The sequence below is a fragment of the Pseudomonas shahriarae genome (genome assembly GCF_014268455.2).
GTDB lineage: Bacteria > Pseudomonadota > Gammaproteobacteria > Pseudomonadales > Pseudomonadaceae > Aquipseudomonas > Aquipseudomonas shahriarae.
Genome location: NZ_CP077085.1, coordinates 4,231,506 through 4,246,985, shown reverse-complemented (window position 1 = coordinate 4,246,985; position 15,480 = coordinate 4,231,506). Strand labels below are relative to the sequence as shown.

19 protein-coding genes are annotated in these 15,480 nt (G+C 58.9%); all 19 read left to right on the top strand.

Going from position 1 to position 15,480, the window contains the following annotated elements; genetic code table 11:
* Positions 1-15: 15 nt before the first annotated feature.
* The 19 genes from HU773_RS18905 (at position 16) to flgF (ending at position 15,477) form a co-directional block, all read left to right on the top strand.
* Entirely contained in the window at positions 16-744 is a 729-nt protein-coding gene (locus HU773_RS18905; protein WP_189691294.1) for a flagellar biosynthetic protein FliR, read from the top strand.
* Positions 741-1,814, top strand: coding sequence for an EscU/YscU/HrcU family type III secretion system export apparatus switch protein (locus tag HU773_RS18900; RefSeq protein WP_186626054.1), 1,074 nt, complete (start codon positions 741-743; stop codon positions 1,812-1,814). Before HU773_RS18905 ends, HU773_RS18900 begins: the two co-directional genes overlap by 4 nt.
* The gene (locus HU773_RS18895) at positions 1,811-3,892 is read left to right on the top strand and encodes a flagellar biosynthesis protein FlhA (protein WP_186626053.1); all 2,082 of its coding nucleotides are present in this window, start codon (positions 1,811-1,813) and stop codon (positions 3,890-3,892) included. The genes HU773_RS18900 and HU773_RS18895 overlap by 4 nt, the downstream gene beginning before the upstream one ends.
* Entirely contained in the window at positions 3,889-4,599 is a 711-nt protein-coding gene (locus HU773_RS18890) for a flagellar hook-basal body protein (protein WP_186626052.1), read from the top strand. The genes HU773_RS18895 and HU773_RS18890 overlap by 4 nt, the downstream gene beginning before the upstream one ends.
* 15 nt (positions 4,600-4,614) lie before the next feature.
* On the top strand, positions 4,615-5,388 hold the full coding sequence (locus HU773_RS18885; protein WP_186626051.1) for a flagellar hook-basal body protein: 774 nt from the start codon (positions 4,615-4,617) through the stop codon (positions 5,386-5,388).
* A gap of 98 nt (positions 5,389-5,486) precedes the next feature.
* The gene (gene flgA, locus HU773_RS18880) at positions 5,487-6,086 is read left to right on the top strand and encodes a flagellar basal body P-ring formation chaperone FlgA (protein ID WP_225923805.1); all 600 of its coding nucleotides are present in this window, start codon (positions 5,487-5,489) and stop codon (positions 6,084-6,086) included.
* Positions 6,073-6,642, top strand: coding sequence for a flagellar basal body L-ring protein FlgH (locus HU773_RS18875; protein ID WP_186626050.1), 570 nt, complete (start codon positions 6,073-6,075; stop codon positions 6,640-6,642). The genes flgA and HU773_RS18875 overlap by 14 nt, the downstream gene beginning before the upstream one ends.
* Positions 6,639-7,748, top strand: a complete 1,110-nt coding sequence (locus HU773_RS18870) for a flagellar basal body P-ring protein FlgI (RefSeq protein WP_186626049.1) — start codon at positions 6,639-6,641, stop codon at positions 7,746-7,748. The genes HU773_RS18875 and HU773_RS18870 overlap by 4 nt, the downstream gene beginning before the upstream one ends.
* Before the next feature lie 9 nt (positions 7,749-7,757).
* Positions 7,758-8,135 (top strand): hypothetical protein, encoded by a 378-nt coding sequence (locus HU773_RS18865; RefSeq protein ID WP_186626048.1) that lies wholly within the window; start codon positions 7,758-7,760, stop codon positions 8,133-8,135.
* Positions 8,136-8,137: 2 nt separating this feature from the next.
* Positions 8,138-8,533, top strand: a complete 396-nt coding sequence (locus tag HU773_RS18860) for a flagellar basal body rod protein FlgC (protein ID WP_186626047.1) — start codon at positions 8,138-8,140, stop codon at positions 8,531-8,533.
* Between the two features lies 1 nt (position 8,534).
* Positions 8,535-8,840, top strand: coding sequence for a flagellar hook-basal body complex protein FliE (gene fliE, locus HU773_RS18855; protein ID WP_186626046.1), 306 nt, complete (start codon positions 8,535-8,537; stop codon positions 8,838-8,840).
* Between the two features lie 18 nt (positions 8,841-8,858).
* Complete coding sequence (gene fliF / locus HU773_RS18850) at positions 8,859-10,223, top strand: flagellar basal-body MS-ring/collar protein FliF (protein WP_225923804.1); 1,365 nt, start codon at positions 8,859-8,861, stop codon at positions 10,221-10,223.
* A gap of 3 nt (positions 10,224-10,226) precedes the next feature.
* A complete protein-coding gene (locus HU773_RS18845; protein ID WP_186626044.1) occupies positions 10,227-10,673 on the top strand; it encodes a hypothetical protein in 447 nt (148 codons plus the stop codon).
* The gene (locus HU773_RS18840) at positions 10,663-11,385 is read left to right on the top strand and encodes a FliH/SctL family protein (RefSeq protein WP_186626043.1); all 723 of its coding nucleotides are present in this window, start codon (positions 10,663-10,665) and stop codon (positions 11,383-11,385) included. The genes HU773_RS18845 and HU773_RS18840 overlap by 11 nt, the downstream gene beginning before the upstream one ends.
* Before the next feature lie 46 nt (positions 11,386-11,431).
* A complete protein-coding gene (locus HU773_RS18835; RefSeq protein ID WP_264083132.1) occupies positions 11,432-12,715 on the top strand; it encodes a FliI/YscN family ATPase in 1,284 nt (427 codons plus the stop codon).
* Positions 12,705-13,166 (top strand): hypothetical protein, encoded by a 462-nt coding sequence (locus HU773_RS18830; RefSeq protein ID WP_186626041.1) that lies wholly within the window; start codon positions 12,705-12,707, stop codon positions 13,164-13,166. The genes HU773_RS18835 and HU773_RS18830 overlap by 11 nt, the downstream gene beginning before the upstream one ends.
* The gene (locus tag HU773_RS18825) at positions 13,156-13,887 is read left to right on the top strand and encodes a hypothetical protein (protein ID WP_186626040.1); all 732 of its coding nucleotides are present in this window, start codon (positions 13,156-13,158) and stop codon (positions 13,885-13,887) included. The genes HU773_RS18830 and HU773_RS18825 overlap by 11 nt, the downstream gene beginning before the upstream one ends.
* Positions 13,877-14,299, top strand: a complete 423-nt coding sequence (locus HU773_RS18820) for a flagellar hook assembly protein FlgD (protein WP_186626039.1) — start codon at positions 13,877-13,879, stop codon at positions 14,297-14,299. The genes HU773_RS18825 and HU773_RS18820 overlap by 11 nt, the downstream gene beginning before the upstream one ends.
* A complete protein-coding gene (gene flgF / locus HU773_RS18815; RefSeq protein ID WP_186626038.1) occupies positions 14,299-15,477 on the top strand; it encodes a flagellar basal-body rod protein FlgF in 1,179 nt (392 codons plus the stop codon). The genes HU773_RS18820 and flgF overlap by 1 nt, the downstream gene beginning before the upstream one ends.
* Positions 15,478-15,480 lie beyond the last annotated feature (3 nt).

Genomic DNA, 15,480 nt, shown 5'->3' with positions numbered 1-15,480 from the left:
GTGTTGACGCCCTACATGGCCAATCTGCTCCTCATCTTCATGAGGCTGGCGCCGCTGCTTGTTGTCGCCCCTATTGTATTTTTCTCGCGATTGCCCATGACCGTTCGGGTGTTGCTGGGATTGGTCTTATCGGCCGTCCTGGCCAGTTCTTTGAATGTGACTGGCATGCCTGCATTGAGCCTATCGTCGGTACTCGGCGAGTTAATGCTGGGGGCGTTGATGGCCTTCGGTTTTCATGCAGCCCATGCCGGCCTGGACATGGCAGGTAAGCTCATCGACACCCAGATCGGCCTGAATGCCGCCGGGGTGTTCGACCCGGGCACTTCCAATATGACCGGCCTGGTCGCTGAAGTGCTGGTCTGGACTTTGGGTATCCTGTTCGTCACGTTGAACCTGCATCACGACTTGCTGCGCGTCTTCAGTCTGCTACTGGTCGCGGTACCTCCCGGCAGTGTTTCTCTGATGACTTTCTCGGGGCCGATCATAGGCATTCTGATCCAGCAATTTCTGTTGGCGTTCATGATCGTTGTGCCCGTTATCCTTGGGCTGTGGTTGATCGACACTGCCTTTGCGCTGCTCTCTCGCTCGATGCCGCAGGCCAATGTCTATTTCCTTTCGTTGCCGATCAAACTCGGCGTCGGCGTATTTATCCTGATCCTGACACTGCCGATCATTGTTCAGCGCGTGCCGCTGTTGATCGAAAACGCGTTGCGATTCGCGCTTTCCCTGGCAGGTGTACCATGAGCGATCAACAGGACAAGAGTGAAGAGGCTACCCCCTACAAACTCGAGGAGGCGCGCAAGAAAGGCCAGGTGCCGCGCAGCCCGGACCTGTTGTCGTTCGCCATGATCCTGACGTTCCTGATGGTGTTCTCGGCCATCGCCGCGCCGCTTGCCAGTGTGATCGCTGCCCACACCCATTGGTGGTTAGCCAACGCAGGACAACTGGGGACCAGCTTTGGCTATCTGGGCGAGCAGGGCGGCTACAGCGTGAGACAGGTGGTGTATGCCTTTCTGCCACTGATCGGTGCCTTGGTGTTGGTGGCCGTCTTGGCCAATCTGTTGTTCAGCGGGCCGGTGTTTTCGGCCTTCGCAATCAAGCCTGACTTCAAGCGGCTTAACCCCATCCAGGGTCTCAAGCGCATTTTCTCGCGGCGTATGTTTGTTGAGTTGCTCAAGGTACTGGTCAAGGGTGGGCTGTTTGCGCTGGTGCTGTATTACCTATTCCAAAGTCTTTTGCCGCGCCTGTTGGGCATGGCGACGGTCTCTCCTATGGAACTGCCCCTGGCCGGCAAGCAATTGCTGATGCAATTGGGTTTTACCGTGTTGTCGATCATGGCGGCTGCCGCGCTGTTTGATGTGTGGTATTCGCGTCGCGAATTTGGCCGGCAAATGCGCATGAGCAAGCGCGAGACCAAGGATGAACACAAGCGCCGCGAAGGTGATCCCGAGGTTCGCTCCAAGCGTAAAGGCATCCAGCAGGACCTGCTGAAAAAAGCGTCCGCACTGGGGCAAGTCAAAGATGCTGATGTCATCATCACCAACCCAACCCACTACGCCGTGGCCCTGCAATACCGTCCGGCAACGATGCTTGCGCCCAAGGTGCTGGCTATCGGACGTGGCTTTCATGCCCAGCGTATCTGCCAGATGGCACGCAAGCACCAGGTGCCAATCCTGCGCCGTCCGCCGTTGGCGCGTACCCTGCACGCACTGGCGCGGGTCGATTCAGCGATTCCGGATATCACACAGACCGATGTCGCACGCGTCTATCGCTGGGTTATTGCTCTGTCGGGCAATAAGGTGCTGAGCCCATGAAGCCATTCTGGACGCGCGCACTGTCGGAAAGCAGCGACCTGCTGTTAGCAGTCGCCATCATTGGCATTTTGCTGGTGCTGTTCACACCGATTCCTACCTGGTTGCTCGACCTGTTGCTGCTGACCAACTTCGCTGTCGCACTGTTGGTGTTGCTGGTGACCTTCGACATCGACAAGCCCTTGAGCTTCTCAACATTCCCTTCGCTACTACTGATGACCACCTTGTTTCGTCTAGCACTGAACATCTCTGCGACGCGGCTGATTCTCGCGGACGGTGATGCCGGCCAGGTTATTGCCGCGATCGGTACCCACGTGGTCGGTGGCAATTACGTGATCGGCTTCGTGGTGTTCCTGATTCTGGTGGTGGTGCAATACGTGGTGGTCACCAGTGGCGCACAACGGGTCGCGGAGGTGGCCGCGCGCTTTACTCTCGACTCGCTGCCAGGCAAACAGATGAGCATCGATGCCGACCTGAACATGGGCATCATCGACCAGGATGAGGCCAAGCGGCGCCGCGGCCAGTTGGAGCGCGAGTCAAATTTCTACGGCGCAATGGATGGCGCATCTAAGTTCGTAAAGGGCGATGCGATCGCCGGGATTGTCATCATTGCGATCAACATCATTGGCGGCCTGTCGGTAGGCATTTTGCAAAAGGGACAGAGTTGGGGCGATGCACTGCACCACTACACTCTGTTGACGGTCGGTGACGGTATCGTCACGCAGATTCCATCGCTCATCATCGCGGTGGCCGCCGGCATCATCATTACCCGCGCCGCTACCGACGCACGCCTGGGGCCGGAACTGGGTCGACAGGTCTCGGCCTACCCCAAGACACTGGTGGTGGTGGCGATCGTCACGCTGTTGCTAGCGATGATGCCGGGCCTGCCATTGGTGCCGTTGCTGATGCTGTTTCTGGCGTTTGCCGTAGCGGCTGGCTATTCATTCCGCCAGTTGCAGCGTAAGGCCAAGGGCGAATCGGCGTCAGAGGGGACGCAAACCCAGGCCGATACTGCCTCGGATGATATCTACGCGCTGATGAGCAGCGATGCGTTTGAACTGCGCCTGAGCAATGACTTGGCGGCACAGGTTTTGGCGGCCACCAGTACCCTCAGCTTGCGTATCGACAACCTTCGCAAACAGTTCGCCCGGGATTACGGTTTTGCCCTGCCGCAACTGAGTGTGCACGCGGAGAAGAAACTGCTGCCAGGCACCTATCAGGTCTGTGTCCAGGGCGCGGTGGTGGCCAACGGTGAGTTGGAGTTCGACAAGTTGCTGGCCATCAACCCAGGTGGTGCGGCGGCGGCGCTGGAAGGGCGCGAAACCAAGGAGCCTACTTATGGCCTCCAGGCCCTTTGGATAGACCAAGCGTTACGCAACCAGGCACGAATGAGCGGCTATACGCTGGTTGAGCCGGACACAGTGCTGTTGACACACCTCTCCGAACTTGCCCGACGCTACGCCCCTGATTTTCTCACCCGCGCAGAGACCGAGCGTCTGGTGGAAAGCAAGCGTGCCGCGTTGGGTAGCCTGGTGGATGAGCTGATCCCCCAAGTCCTCAGTTATTCCGATATTCAGCGCGTCTTGCAATTGCTCCTGCGTGAACAAGTGCCGGTGCGCAACCTGGAAACCATCCTTGAGGTGCTGGTGGATGCTGGGCGGACTAACAAAAACGCGGAAGACCTGGCAGAGCGTGTACGTGAACGGCTGGGTGCTGCGCTGTATGAGCGCCTGGTGGACAAAAACGGTGATCTCAACGTGTTGACCATCGCCCCTCAACTGGAAGGCTACATGCTTGCCGCATCCCGACCGCGTGAGGGCCAGCAAAGCGCATTGCTGCCGGCTCAGGAATTGGAACGGTTCGTCACCACTGTGGCCCGTGAAGCGGAGCGTCAGTTGGGTGATAACAAGCAGCCAGTATTGTTGTGTGCCGCGCCATTAAGGCGGGTATTGCGCGCATTCATGTCACGGGCGGTGCCGCATATGGCTGTGCTGTCGGTCAGCGAAGTCGGTCAGCATGCTCGCGTGACATCCGCCGGAATGATTGATTTGCCTGGGTTCCCCAGTCTGGAGTCGGCATGAGCGACATGATCATGCAACTGGCCGGGGTGATCCAGCGGGATATCGATACCTTGAAGGAGGTATCGCAGAACGTCGCCAATGCCAACACCACCGGCTACAAGGCCGGGCGCGCGTTCAGCGTCCAGGCATTGGGGCAACCCGCCTCTGGCGTAGCCGTCGGGCTTGATGGCCTGCAAACCCAGACATCGATCAATACCGATGGCGGTGCGCTGCAGTACACCGGGCGCGTGACAGATTTCGCGCTGTCCGGCGATGCTTGGTTTGCCGTGAACACCCCACAAGGCGCGGCGCTGACCCGAGATGGACGTTTCCAGGTCGACAATCAGGGCTTCCTTGTTAGCCATGCCGGCCATCCTGTGCTCGGCCAGGGCGGTCCCATTCAGGTCGCCGGCGGTGTGGTGAAGGTGAGCAGCCTGGGTGAAGTGAGCGTGGACGACACCCCGGTAGGGCAACTCAGTCTGGTACGTATTGAACGGGCCAGCGATCTGGTTTCCCGTGGGGCCGGGCTCTATTCGATGGACGTCGCCTGGCAACCTGCCACGCAATACGTGGTGCACCAGGGTCTTTTAGAGCGCTCCAACGCCGCCATGGGCACAGACATGGTGAAGATGATGGAAGTATCGCGACACGTCGAGACCCTGCAGCGCGCCTTGTCGGCCTACGACGGTTTGCTGAACAGCGGGATCAATCAATTGGGCAAGGACTGACCAGGGAGTGCGGGTGTGATTGATGCATTGAGTATTGCCAGTTCCGGCTTATCCGCGAACCAGGCCTGGATCGACAGTATTTCCAATAACGTGGCCAATATGCAGACGATTGGCTACAAGCGTAGCCAGGTCAATTTCCATGACATGGTGCGTGACGTTGGCACGCGGGATGACGGCGGCGGCATGACCGAAAACCTGCTGTCCGGTGCAGGCATCCAGGCGTCGGAGCCCACTCAGGTGTTCAGTCCGGGCGCAGTGCGCCAGACCGGTAACGAGTTGGATCTGGCCATCCAGGGCGATGGTTTTTTTGAAGTCGAATTGCCAACGGGTGAATTGGCCTATAGCCGTGCCGGTCGCTTTCATTTGAACACTGACGGACAGTTGGCGATGAACACCGGCCAAGTCCTGACAGCGGACCTTCGAGTGCCGCCTGATGCGCGCAACCTGGTGATCAAACAAGACGGTTCGGTGCAGGCGACCGTTGTCGAGACGGGAGAGGTGATTACCGTCGGCCAAGTACAGCTGGCGAAGTTTGCCAGTGCCGATGGACTGAAAAAGCTCAGCGATGGTCTGTACCGACCTTCTCAAACCAGCGGTGAAGCGATCTACGCCGAACCCGGCCGGGATGGCCAAGGCGTGCTGTTGCAGGGGTATGTCGAGATGTCCAACGTCAACCTGATTGATGAGATGAGTAGCCTGGTACTGGCGCAACGTGCCTACCAAATGAACGCGCGCTTGCTTCAAGCCGGCGATCAGATACTAGAAACCATCAATAACCTGCGTCGCTGATGAGTATGAAGATTACGTGCGTCGCTATCGCAGCCGTCTGCCTTTGGGGAGGGCAGGCAAACGCGCTTGAGTGTGCAACAGGGCAAACGCCCAGCCAGATGGCACAGTACATCACTGAGCGCGTGCGCCCGGCATTCGCCAACGAGCAACTGGATATCCAACTGACGCCTATCGGTGGCTTGCCGGCCATGGCATCGCCCCGGGTGCGGTTGTTGTCGACGTCCCTGCGCAGCCGCGTTGCGGTTGAACTTAAAGGCACGGTATGCGGGCAGACGCATGCCAGCCAAGTGACAGTTTGGTTCAAGGTCCAGGCGTGGGGTCAGGCCTGGGTTTATGGCCGCAATGGGCGCACGGATCAGGCACTGAGCGATACCCAGCCACGCCGTGAGCGTCTGGACGTGGTTGCCGCGCAAGTATCCCCCGACGATTTGGCCAGCAACCTGGAGGGGGCGTGGTTGGGGCAAATGGTCAACGCCGGCATGCCGATTCTCAATCGGCACTTGAAAGCCGAACCGCTGGTGCTACGTGATGCCACCGTCACTGTCGTGGTCTATGGCCCAGGCCTGATGCTGCGCACCGAGGGCAAGGCGATGCGCCCCGGCGTGCTGGGTGAGCCTATCCCCGTGTTGGTCAACGGTGCGGAGTCGAGCCTGTTGGCAGTGGTGGCCGGCAAAGGGGAAGTCCATGTTCAACGCTAAGGCGTTTTGGCTGGTTGTGCTGCTACCGATTTGCGCCAGCGCGCAAAGCCTGATCAATCCCGATGGCTATCGCTCTCTCACTGGCGACCGCCGTGGCTACCACGTGGGGGACACCCTGACGATTCTGGTGGTGGAATCGACCTCGGCGCAAAGCGCAGCCGGGACAGGGGCCGATAGTAGTACCGATATTTCTGCGCGCCTGGGATGGGACAACAACAACCATCAAGGCCGCCTCGGCCTGCAAGGCGACTCCAGCGGCAAAGGCCAGACCAATCGTAGCGGGCAGATCCGCACTAATGTGTCGGTGCGAATCATTGACCAACTGCCCGAAGGCTTGCTGCGGGTCAGCGGTGAGCAATTGGTGACTGTCAATGACGAGAAGCAGCAGGTGCGTATCAGTGGTTTGGTGCGCCCCGATGATATTGCCTACAACAACACCGTGTTGTCATACCGCCTGGCCGATGCACAAATCGACATTGTTGGTGATGGGGTGATCACCGACGCGCAGAAGCAAAGCATCGTTTTCCGAACCCTCAAGTGGTTGCGAATCCTATGAAACAGCTGACGATGGGGTTTTTGGGTCTGTTGCTCAGCCTTTGGCTGCCTGCGGGATGGGCCGATGTAAGGATCAAGGAACTGACACGCATCCAGGGCGTGCGTGATTACGCAATTATTGGCTACGGCCTCGTGGTAGGACTGGCCGGTACGGGGGATACCGACCGCAACCGTGCCACGCGCCAGTCGCTGGTCAATACCCTGAAAAATTTCAATGTGAACGTGGCGGACTCGGATCTCAATGCGCGCAACACGGCGGCGGTGATGGTCACCGGCAACCTGCGTTCATTCAGTGAGACGGGTGACAAGGTGGATGTCGAGGTTTCTTCCCTGGGCGATGCGCGCAGCTTGTTGGGTGGCACCTTGCTGATGACGCCGTTGTATGGGCCCGATGAAAAACTCTACGCCCTGGCCCAGGGCCCGATGTCGGTGGGGGGATATGTCTTTGAAGCCAACCAAAACTCGGTGCAGAAAAACCACCCCACGGTAGGCCGCATTCCCCGAGGAGCCAGCGTTGAACGCTCGGCTTTTACCGAAAGTGACGCCTCTGCGCGCAATCTGGTACTGGTACTCAACGAGCCTGACTACACCACTGCGCAACGTATTGCCGATGCATTGACACGTGAGCTGGGATTGCCCGGCGTGCGAGTCGTGCATGCGGCGAAGGTTGAAGTTCCGCTGAGCAGTGCGGCAGGTTTGCCCCGATTGATTTCCCGCATCGAGAACGTATCCGTTGCGCCTGACTATGCCGCGCGCGTGGTGGTCAACGAGCGCACTGGCACGGTCGTGGCGGGCGCGCATGTGCGCTTGGGTGAGGTGAGTATTTCCCAGGGCTCACTCAGTGTGGTGATCAGCACCAAGTACCAGGTGTCCCAGCCGTCCTGGATTGGTCGTACCGGGCCGAGTGTGGGCACGGTCGTGGTGCCGGACACCGAGCTGAATGTGACCGAGGAGCAACATGGCCCGGTCAAGCTGGCAGAAGGCGCTACGGTTGGCGATCTGGTGCAGGCACTCAATAAGGTGCGTCTGAATACCCGTGAAGTGATCACCGTGTTGCAAGCCATCAAACAAGCCGGCGCCTTGCACGCCGAACTGATTGTTCAATAAGGAGCGGTGATGTCTGCGGATATGAGTCTAGCGGTAGAGACCGTACGTTTCGCCATGAGCCTGGAGCATCTGCGGGCCAAGGTCGCGGCGCACAATATCGCCACGGCCAGCGTTCCCGGCGGTCAGGCCATGCGCGTAAACAGCCATGAGCCACTGGCGGCCTTGCGGGGCGCCCAGGGTGACGCCCAATTATTCGCGCAGTCACTGCGAGCGATGCAGGACAGCGCGCTGGCGCCTTACCTGCAGCACTACACACCGATCACGCCGCTCTCTCCAGACACCGAGGTAGCTGAGTTGTCGGCTGCGAGCGGCCGCTACCAAGCGTTGGCCGATGGCGTTTCTCGCCAGTTCGGCTTGATGCAATTGGCGATCAAGGGAGGGCGCTGAGCATGCCGTTGGACAATATCAGCGAGGTGATCCGCGGCAGCATGGCCTATGAACGCACCCGGGTTGAAGTCGCCAGCTACAACTTGGCGATTGCCAATGTGGCACTCAGCCCGGGTCAGGATTCGCCCTTGTTGCGGGTAGCTCCGACCGACAGTTTTGCCAGTCAGGTGGGGTTGCATGCTCCTCGGGTTCAAGCCTATCAAGGAAGCGAAACCCGTGTGGTACAGGACCCCGGCCACCCCATGGCCGACCATAACGGCATGGTGCACTACCCCAACATCGAAGCCGCCCGAGAGATGGCCACCCTGGTCTCGGCGACCCGCGCTTACGAGGCGAATATCCGCTCCTACAACAGCTTGCGAGCCATGACGCTCAAAGCCTTTGAAATCGGGAAATGACATGAGCGTAGCGATTACCCCCATTGGGCTGACCTCACCGCTGTCGTCGGTGAACGGGATGGCCTTTGAGACGAATAACGTCAGCGGCACTGACTTTCTTGGCCAGTTGAAATCGGGCGCCGTACAACTGAACGAGCAGACTGACCAGGCAACAGCCTTGCTGTCGTCGTATGCCGTGGGTGAAAACGTTGCTCCCCATGACTTGGTCATGGCCATGGAGCAGGCAAAGCTGTCGCTTCAATTGGCGGTCGAGGTACGTAATCGTCTGGTGGATGCCTACCAGGAATTGGCGCGGTTGCAAATTTAACCCATGGAAGACAAACCCGTGTCGAAGCTTTTTACCGGTCGTTCCAGCGTATTCCTCGGTGGCGTGGTGCTGATCATCGCGCTGTTGGCGTTATCCATCTGGTGGGTGTTTCGGCCCAGCTACGTGGCGCTGTACAAGGACGCCAGCGAAGCCTCACAAGCCGAAATCCTGGCAATTCTCAGCCAGCGTCAAGTGCCGTATCGCATCAACACCAAGGAAGGTGTGATCGAGGTCGCAGCAGAAGAGGCAGCCACTGCGCGCATGTACCTTGCGCAAGCGGGAATACCGAGCCGTAGCAGCACGGGTTTCGAGTTGTTCGACAAGGCCGACTACGGCATGTCGGAGTTCAGCCAGAAGATTAACTATCAACGGGCGATGGAGGGTGAATTGGCGCGCTCAATCATGAGCATGTCCGAAGTTGAATACGCCCGAGTTCACCTGACGTTCAAGAAAACCAGCCTTTACCAGCAAGCGGAAGAGCCGCCCAAGGCCTCGGTGATTGTCCGACCGCGGTTGCAAGGCGCCTTGAATCCTCAGCGCGTGCGCGGCATTCAACAAGTAGTGGCCTCTGCCGTGGAGGGCATGTCCCTGGAACGCGTCGCCGTACTGAATGAAGACGGCCTGGTTTTGAGCAGTTCAGACGGGGCAGCAGGGGCGCCCGAGCATCAGCAACTGACGGCCCAGGTTGAACAGGCCCTGAAGCAAAAGGCCGAGCAGTTGCTGTTGCGCCCATTGGGTAGTAATGGCGCCGACGTCTCCGTGCGGGTGCAGATGAATTTTGACCGGGTCAAATCCATCAGCGAACAACCCCTTGCCGACAAACGCTCCATTCGCCGAGAAAAAACCACGGCGTCCACCGATCGCTCGACAGGCGAAAGCAATTCAAAACGTTCGCAAAATAACCGTGAAGTGGACTACGAGGTGGGTAAAGAGCGCGCTGAAACTGAACATGCCACGGGGAAGATCGAGCGGATCACAGTAGGCATCGTACTCAGCACGCCGTCAGCGAATGCTCAACTCAAGGATATCCAGGGCTTGCTGGAAGCGGCCTTGGGCCTTGATCCAGCGCGGGGCGACCGTCTGGTGATCGCGTATATCCCGCCCATGCCCGCCACTTCTGCCGCGAAGCCCGCCGCCACCAATATCGCCACCTCACCGGTGGTGTCCTCTGGCGATCCGCAGGCACCACCAGGCGTTGCGGTGCCATGGATGCGTTGGGGGATTGCAGCACTGGCTGCTGCGCTGTCGATCATTCTGTTGATGCTATGGATGGCAACCCGCAAGCGTGAGTCCCGCATCGCCAATAGCCTGCCCCGCCTGTCTTCCATGGAGCGTGAACAATTGCTGGGCGACTTGCGTCGCTGGCTGGTGGAGGGCCGCTGAACTATGGAATTTTCGCCACTGCGCAAGGCTGCGATCCGCCTGGCCTGTCTGCACGCTGATGATCGTAAATGGATCCTGGCCAATTTAGCCGCTGATGAACGCCGAAAAATGGATGCGTTGTTGGGCGAAATCAACGAATTGGGCCTGGCCAGCGAACCGTCGGTGATGGCTGGGTTGATCAATGAACTGGCGGCACAGCCTCAGGTCCAGGCAAGTGCTCATAGCCATATTATCCACGAACGGTTGCTCAAGGCCGGCCACCCATTCTGGGCCGGCTTAGTCTTGCAGTTGGAAACGCCCGTGCAACGGCGTGAAGCGTTGAGCACATTGGCCAACAGTGCGTCGATAAGACGTTGGGACACGGCTTTCGCAAAGCACACAATGCCGCCCGCACTGGCCAGCAGCCTGCGAGAGTATATGGCGCGCTCAGGAGGCCAGGATGAACGCTAAGGTACCGGGCCACCACACCGTGCTGCGTCAGCCAGGTCAGGGGGCTGGTGGGCGGCGCCTGCCGGTGATGGCAGCGGCGGGTAGCGTCGATCCTGTTGCCACTCCGTCCCCAGCACTGGAGGTACTGCGCGCGACGTTTGCGCAGGAACTGGCCGATTTGCACCAGCAATCCCATGCCGCAGGCCTGGCTCTGGCTCGCACCGAATTTGCCAAACAGGCAGCCACGGAACTGGCTCAACAGCAGCAGGCCTGGCTGAAGAAAGAAGCGGCGTTGCGCGAGGCGTTGGAGTCTCAGCGATTGCAACTGGTCGAGATGGCCAGCCAGTTGGAGAAACAAGGCTCGCAGATGATTGCCTCGATGACACCAGCGGTAGGCCGGTTGGCGTTGGCAGTGGTTGTGCGGTTGCTGGGACAGCATGCTCCCGGTCGGTCGCTGGTGGCCGATATGGCCCGGCAGGCGATTGAAGAGTATCAATTGCAGGCACCGCTGCGCATCCGTATCGCTGCTTTGGATTACGCCACGCTACAGGCCTGCATGCAGGACGATCCGTTACTGACGTTGTTTCAGCCGGACGCGGCAGCGACACCGGGCAGTTGCCTGATCGACCACGGCATTGGCCAACTGGACGCTGGTTTGGACACACAGCTTGCGGCCATTAAAGCGCTTTTAGCTCCCGATAAAAGGGGGGATGCCAATGTGGCAGGTGTATGAAGATCAGCGGATAGCAGAGTTGGCACGGGCGAAGCTGTGTCGGCGCATGGGACGTTTGATTTCAATCCAGGGCCTGATACTGCAGGCGACCGGGCTGGATGTGAAATTGGGCGAATTAGTGGACATTGTTCCGGCGGCTGGGGGCGACGCGCTCGTCGCCGAAGTGGTCGGTTTGCGCCGTGAGTGCGTATTGCTCATGCCTTATGGTCCGGTAGACGGGTTGTGCCTGGCCAGTGAGGTGATTGCCCGTGGTGAGGCTTATCGGGTGCCAGTGGGGCAGGGACTATTGGGTCGTGTGCTGGACGCCACTTGCCAGCCTTTGGACGATAAACCTGTGCCATCGGATCTGGTGCTGATGCCGCGTTTTGTTGCCCCCATCAATCCGTTGCATCGCTCACCTATCAGCCAGGTACTGGTCACCGGCGTGAAGGCCGTTGACGTATTTATGCCATTGGGGCGTGGGCAGCGCGTGGGGATTTTTGCGGGCAGCGGCGTGGGCAAAAGCACACTGCTGGGGATGATGAGTCAGTACGCGGACGCTGATGTGATTGTCATTGCCCTGATCGGTGAGCGCGGCCGGGAAGTCGGCGATTTCATTCGTGAAAGCCTGGGCCCCGAGGGCTTGAAAAGGGCCGTAGTCATCGCCGCTGCGGCTGAGCAACCTGCGGTGCTGCGACGCCAGGCGGCCTACACTGCGACCACCATCGCTGAGTGGTTTCGTGCCCAGGGTCAGCATGTGCTGTTGATCATGGATTCGATCACCCGTTTTGCCCTGGCGCAGCGTGAAATTGGTTTGTCCACCGGGGAGCCAATGGGCAGCCGGGGCTACACCCCTTCGGTGTTTGCTCTCCTGCCACCGTTAATGGAGCGTGCCGGCGGCCTCAATGATCAAGGCTCGATCACCGGCGTTTATACCGTCCTGGTGGAAGGTGACGATATGAATGAGCCGGTAGCGGATCATATGCGCGCCATTCTCGACGGGCACATCGTCCTGAGCCGGACCATCGCCGCGCGGGGTCATTGGCCTGCGATCGATGTGTTGCACAGTGTCAGCCGCCTTGCCAATGCGTTGCGCAGCGACGAGCAAAAAGCCCAGATCGATCATCTTCGTGCGGGGATGGGTGCTTACCAGAGCAGCGCGGACCTGATTGAGTTGGGAGCCTATGAGAAGGGCACCAGCCCATTGCTGGATAGCATGATCACGCTTAAACCACAGTTCGATGAACTGCTCAAACAACGCTCGAACGAACATGTACCGACGGCTGACGCCTGGAAGACCGTGCGGCGGTTGTCGCAACAACTGACCGCAGGAGCCGCCCATGCAGGATGAACAGCGCAAGCTCCGGCAACTGGCGGCCGCGGCCCGCTTGCGAGCATTGCAACGGGAAAAAGCTGCATTGAGTCACGCTGCCTGTTTACGCGGTGTGCGCACCGCCGAACGTCTGCTGGAGGAAGAGCACCAGCGGTATGCGCAACTCCAATCGTCGTTTGAGCAGCAAGGTCGCGTAGGCGTGGCGTTGGACCCGTCGCAATACGAGCAGCGTCTACTGGCCCAATCGCAGAGTTTTGCTGCGTTGAAGTCTCGGGTACTGGCCTTGGGTGAGGTACAGGACGAGGAAAGCGCATGCAGGACGCTGTTGGGGCGCCGCACGCTTGAGGTGCAGGTGACGCAAAAGGCCTTCAACACAGCATTGCATGACCTGCAGTGCTACCAGAGGGATCAGGAATCCATCGATATCTTTGACGCGCAGCAGGCGCGAGGGGCGATTCATGGGGCTTAACGTCGGGGTGTCGCTATGGGTTACGCCGCCGGACGCGCAAGCGCCAGTGCTGCGTGACAATAAGCCTCAAGGGCAATCGTTCGCGCAGAGAGCGGGGGTTGAGCCGTTGCTGGCAAAGGCGGATCAATTGTTGCCGCCAACCGATGATCATCTGGCTCAGGAGGCTGGTTTGCTCAATATTCAGCGCCTGCTTCAGTCGAGTTTGAAAACACCCGAGAGGGGCGTGTTGGAGCTCTTTAGCCTCGGGCTTCGCGCTGGAAAACATCTTTCGTATGTACCGCAATTATTTGAGCAGACGACACATGTTGAACGCGGGGTTGCTGCGGCTGATAACGAACGTGCGTTCTATCAAACCGGGGGGGGCCTCCCGCTTCAAAGGCCATTACCCTCATTTGACGACAACAGCGCCTTTGAGCAGAAAGCCATTCACATTGCCAGCGATGACTTGGCGGATGCCGGCCATGAATTGCCCGGCGCGAGTCCGGCCCTAGCCTACTTGATAAGAAAGTGGCCAGAACGTTATGTACAGGTTTTGCCTCGTGGTAAGGGCATCGAAGTGATCATTCGCGACTACCACCTGGGCACGGAGGAACAGCGGGCCCTGGTGCAAGACCTGACACGTCAGGCTGTACGCCCTGAAAGCATCTGGATCAATGGCCAGCCAGCGTGGCAGGCCCCGTCTCTCTCACGTCATTCAGCAGGCGACTCCAATGGCCATTGAAGCGATCGGCAACGAACTGAGTACCACCACATCGGAGCTGGCGCAAAGCCGCTTGGGCCAGGAGGACTTTATCAAGTTGTTCCTTACCGAGTTGACGTTCCAAGACCCCCTGGAACCCATCAATAACCGTGAGTTTTTGGCCCAGATGGCGCAGTTCGCCAACCTTGAGCAGACCCGCGTCACCAATGAAAACACCAACAACTTGGTGTCGATGAGCGCGACGTCGCAGTCTCTCGGGCTCCTGGGGCGTCAGGTGGAGATCAATATGACCACGGGAGGTAGCGTGATCGGTTCGGTATCAGCCATTGCGTTTTCTTCGACTGGGCCAGTGCTCTCTATCAAAAAAACCGACGGATCCGTGCTTACGGACGTGCGTCTCTCGCAAATCAAACTGGTCAGGCAGGGGGCGTGATGCTGCAAGCTTTCTATAACGGAATGAGTGGCCTGTTTTCCTTTTCCAAGGGCTTGGACAACGTTTCCAATAACGTTTCCAATATGAACACACCTGGGTACCGCGGTAGCGACACGTTTTACCGCAGCGTCAACGGCCAGAATGGACAAAGCTTTGGCTCCGGTATCGCCGGTACCGAGGTGCGGATCAAAGCCGGAGAAAATCGTCAGACTGGTAACAACACCAACGTTGCCGTCAACGGTTCAGGTTATTTCGTGTTGCGCGATGCACGCGGCGAACTGTCTTATACGCGGGCCGGGCAGTTCCAGGTGGACCAAGATGGGTATCTGGTGGACACCGTGACCCAATTGAAAGTGGCAGGCATCGACTCTGCGGGTAACTTGCGGGACATCAATATCAAGGGCCAGCGGACGTTGCCACCCAAGGCCACCACCCGCATCGAGATGATAGGTGCCTTAGCGCGTAGCGGCCCTACGGATTCCACCCACCAGATCAACTCTATCCAGGTGTTTGACGCGACAGGCGCCAGCCACACGTTGAGTGTCAAGTTTGAGCCGCAAACCACACCGCCCAACAGTTGGAAAGTCAGTGTTTCAGATGCCAGCGGCGCATTGCTGCAAAGCGGCACCATTGCCTTTGGTCCTGACGGCAGTCCCGTGGCAGGCTCCAATACGCTGAACTTCACCCTGACCGCCAACGGCGCCGCCCAGAGCATTCAGCTGGATTTCGGTACGCCAGGCAGTTTCAACCTGACCTCACAGGTGGCCAGTGGTCCGAGCCACACCTTGGGCGCTCGTGTGGTAGACGGCAGTGCGGTTGCGGGGCTGAGCAGTTACGTCTTCGATGAGAAAGGTGTTCTGCAATTTACCTATGCCAGCGGCGAAAAACGCACTGGGAGCCAGTTGGCCCTGGCCGATTTTGCTGACGAGACAGCGCTGATTGCTGGCGCGAATTCGCAGTACAGGACGCCCTCCACCCTGCGTGCCGAATTTGGCAGGGCAGGTGAGGCTCAGTTCGGTCGTATCCAAGGCGGTTACCTTGAGTTGTCCAATGTCGACTTAGCGCAGGAGTTCGGTGACATCCTCATCATTCAGCGCGGTTATCAGGCCAGCTCCCGGGTTATGACGGTCTCCAACGAAATGCTGGAGCAACTCTACAACGGCACTCGGGGTGGGTAATCG

What these genes read in the sequence shown, in the direction of transcription:
- HU773_RS18830 (WP_186626041.1), top strand. Translation starts at nt 12,705, where the DNA reads ATGCAGGATGAACAGCGCAAGCTCCGGCAACTGGCGGCCGCGGCCCGC.
- HU773_RS18870 (WP_186626049.1), top strand. Translation starts at nt 6,639, where the DNA reads ATGAAACAGCTGACGATGGGGTTTTTGGGTCTGTTGCTCAGCCTTTGG.
- HU773_RS18860 (WP_186626047.1), top strand. Translation starts at nt 8,138, where the DNA reads ATGCCGTTGGACAATATCAGCGAGGTGATCCGCGGCAGCATGGCCTAT.
- HU773_RS18900 (WP_186626054.1), top strand. Translation starts at nt 741, where the DNA reads ATGAGCGATCAACAGGACAAGAGTGAAGAGGCTACCCCCTACAAACTC.
- HU773_RS18890 (WP_186626052.1), top strand. Translation starts at nt 3,889, where the DNA reads ATGAGCGACATGATCATGCAACTGGCCGGGGTGATCCAGCGGGATATC.
- HU773_RS18865 (WP_186626048.1), top strand. Translation starts at nt 7,758, where the DNA reads ATGTCTGCGGATATGAGTCTAGCGGTAGAGACCGTACGTTTCGCCATG.
- flgF (WP_186626038.1), top strand. Translation starts at nt 14,299, where the DNA reads ATGCTGCAAGCTTTCTATAACGGAATGAGTGGCCTGTTTTCCTTTTCC.
- HU773_RS18895 (WP_186626053.1), top strand. Translation starts at nt 1,811, where the DNA reads ATGAAGCCATTCTGGACGCGCGCACTGTCGGAAAGCAGCGACCTGCTG.
- flgA (WP_225923805.1), top strand. Translation starts at nt 5,487, where the DNA reads ATGGCACAGTACATCACTGAGCGCGTGCGCCCGGCATTCGCCAACGAG.
- fliE (WP_186626046.1), top strand. Translation starts at nt 8,535, where the DNA reads ATGAGCGTAGCGATTACCCCCATTGGGCTGACCTCACCGCTGTCGTCG.
- HU773_RS18835 (WP_264083132.1), top strand. Translation starts at nt 11,432, where the DNA reads ATGGGACGTTTGATTTCAATCCAGGGCCTGATACTGCAGGCGACCGGG.
- HU773_RS18875 (WP_186626050.1), top strand. Translation starts at nt 6,073, where the DNA reads ATGTTCAACGCTAAGGCGTTTTGGCTGGTTGTGCTGCTACCGATTTGC.
- HU773_RS18845 (WP_186626044.1), top strand. Translation starts at nt 10,227, where the DNA reads ATGGAATTTTCGCCACTGCGCAAGGCTGCGATCCGCCTGGCCTGTCTG.
- HU773_RS18840 (WP_186626043.1), top strand. Translation starts at nt 10,663, where the DNA reads ATGAACGCTAAGGTACCGGGCCACCACACCGTGCTGCGTCAGCCAGGT.
- HU773_RS18825 (WP_186626040.1), top strand. Translation starts at nt 13,156, where the DNA reads ATGGGGCTTAACGTCGGGGTGTCGCTATGGGTTACGCCGCCGGACGCG.
- HU773_RS18905 (WP_189691294.1), top strand. Translation starts at nt 16, where the DNA reads ATGGCCAATCTGCTCCTCATCTTCATGAGGCTGGCGCCGCTGCTTGTT.
- HU773_RS18820 (WP_186626039.1), top strand. Translation starts at nt 13,877, where the DNA reads ATGGCCATTGAAGCGATCGGCAACGAACTGAGTACCACCACATCGGAG.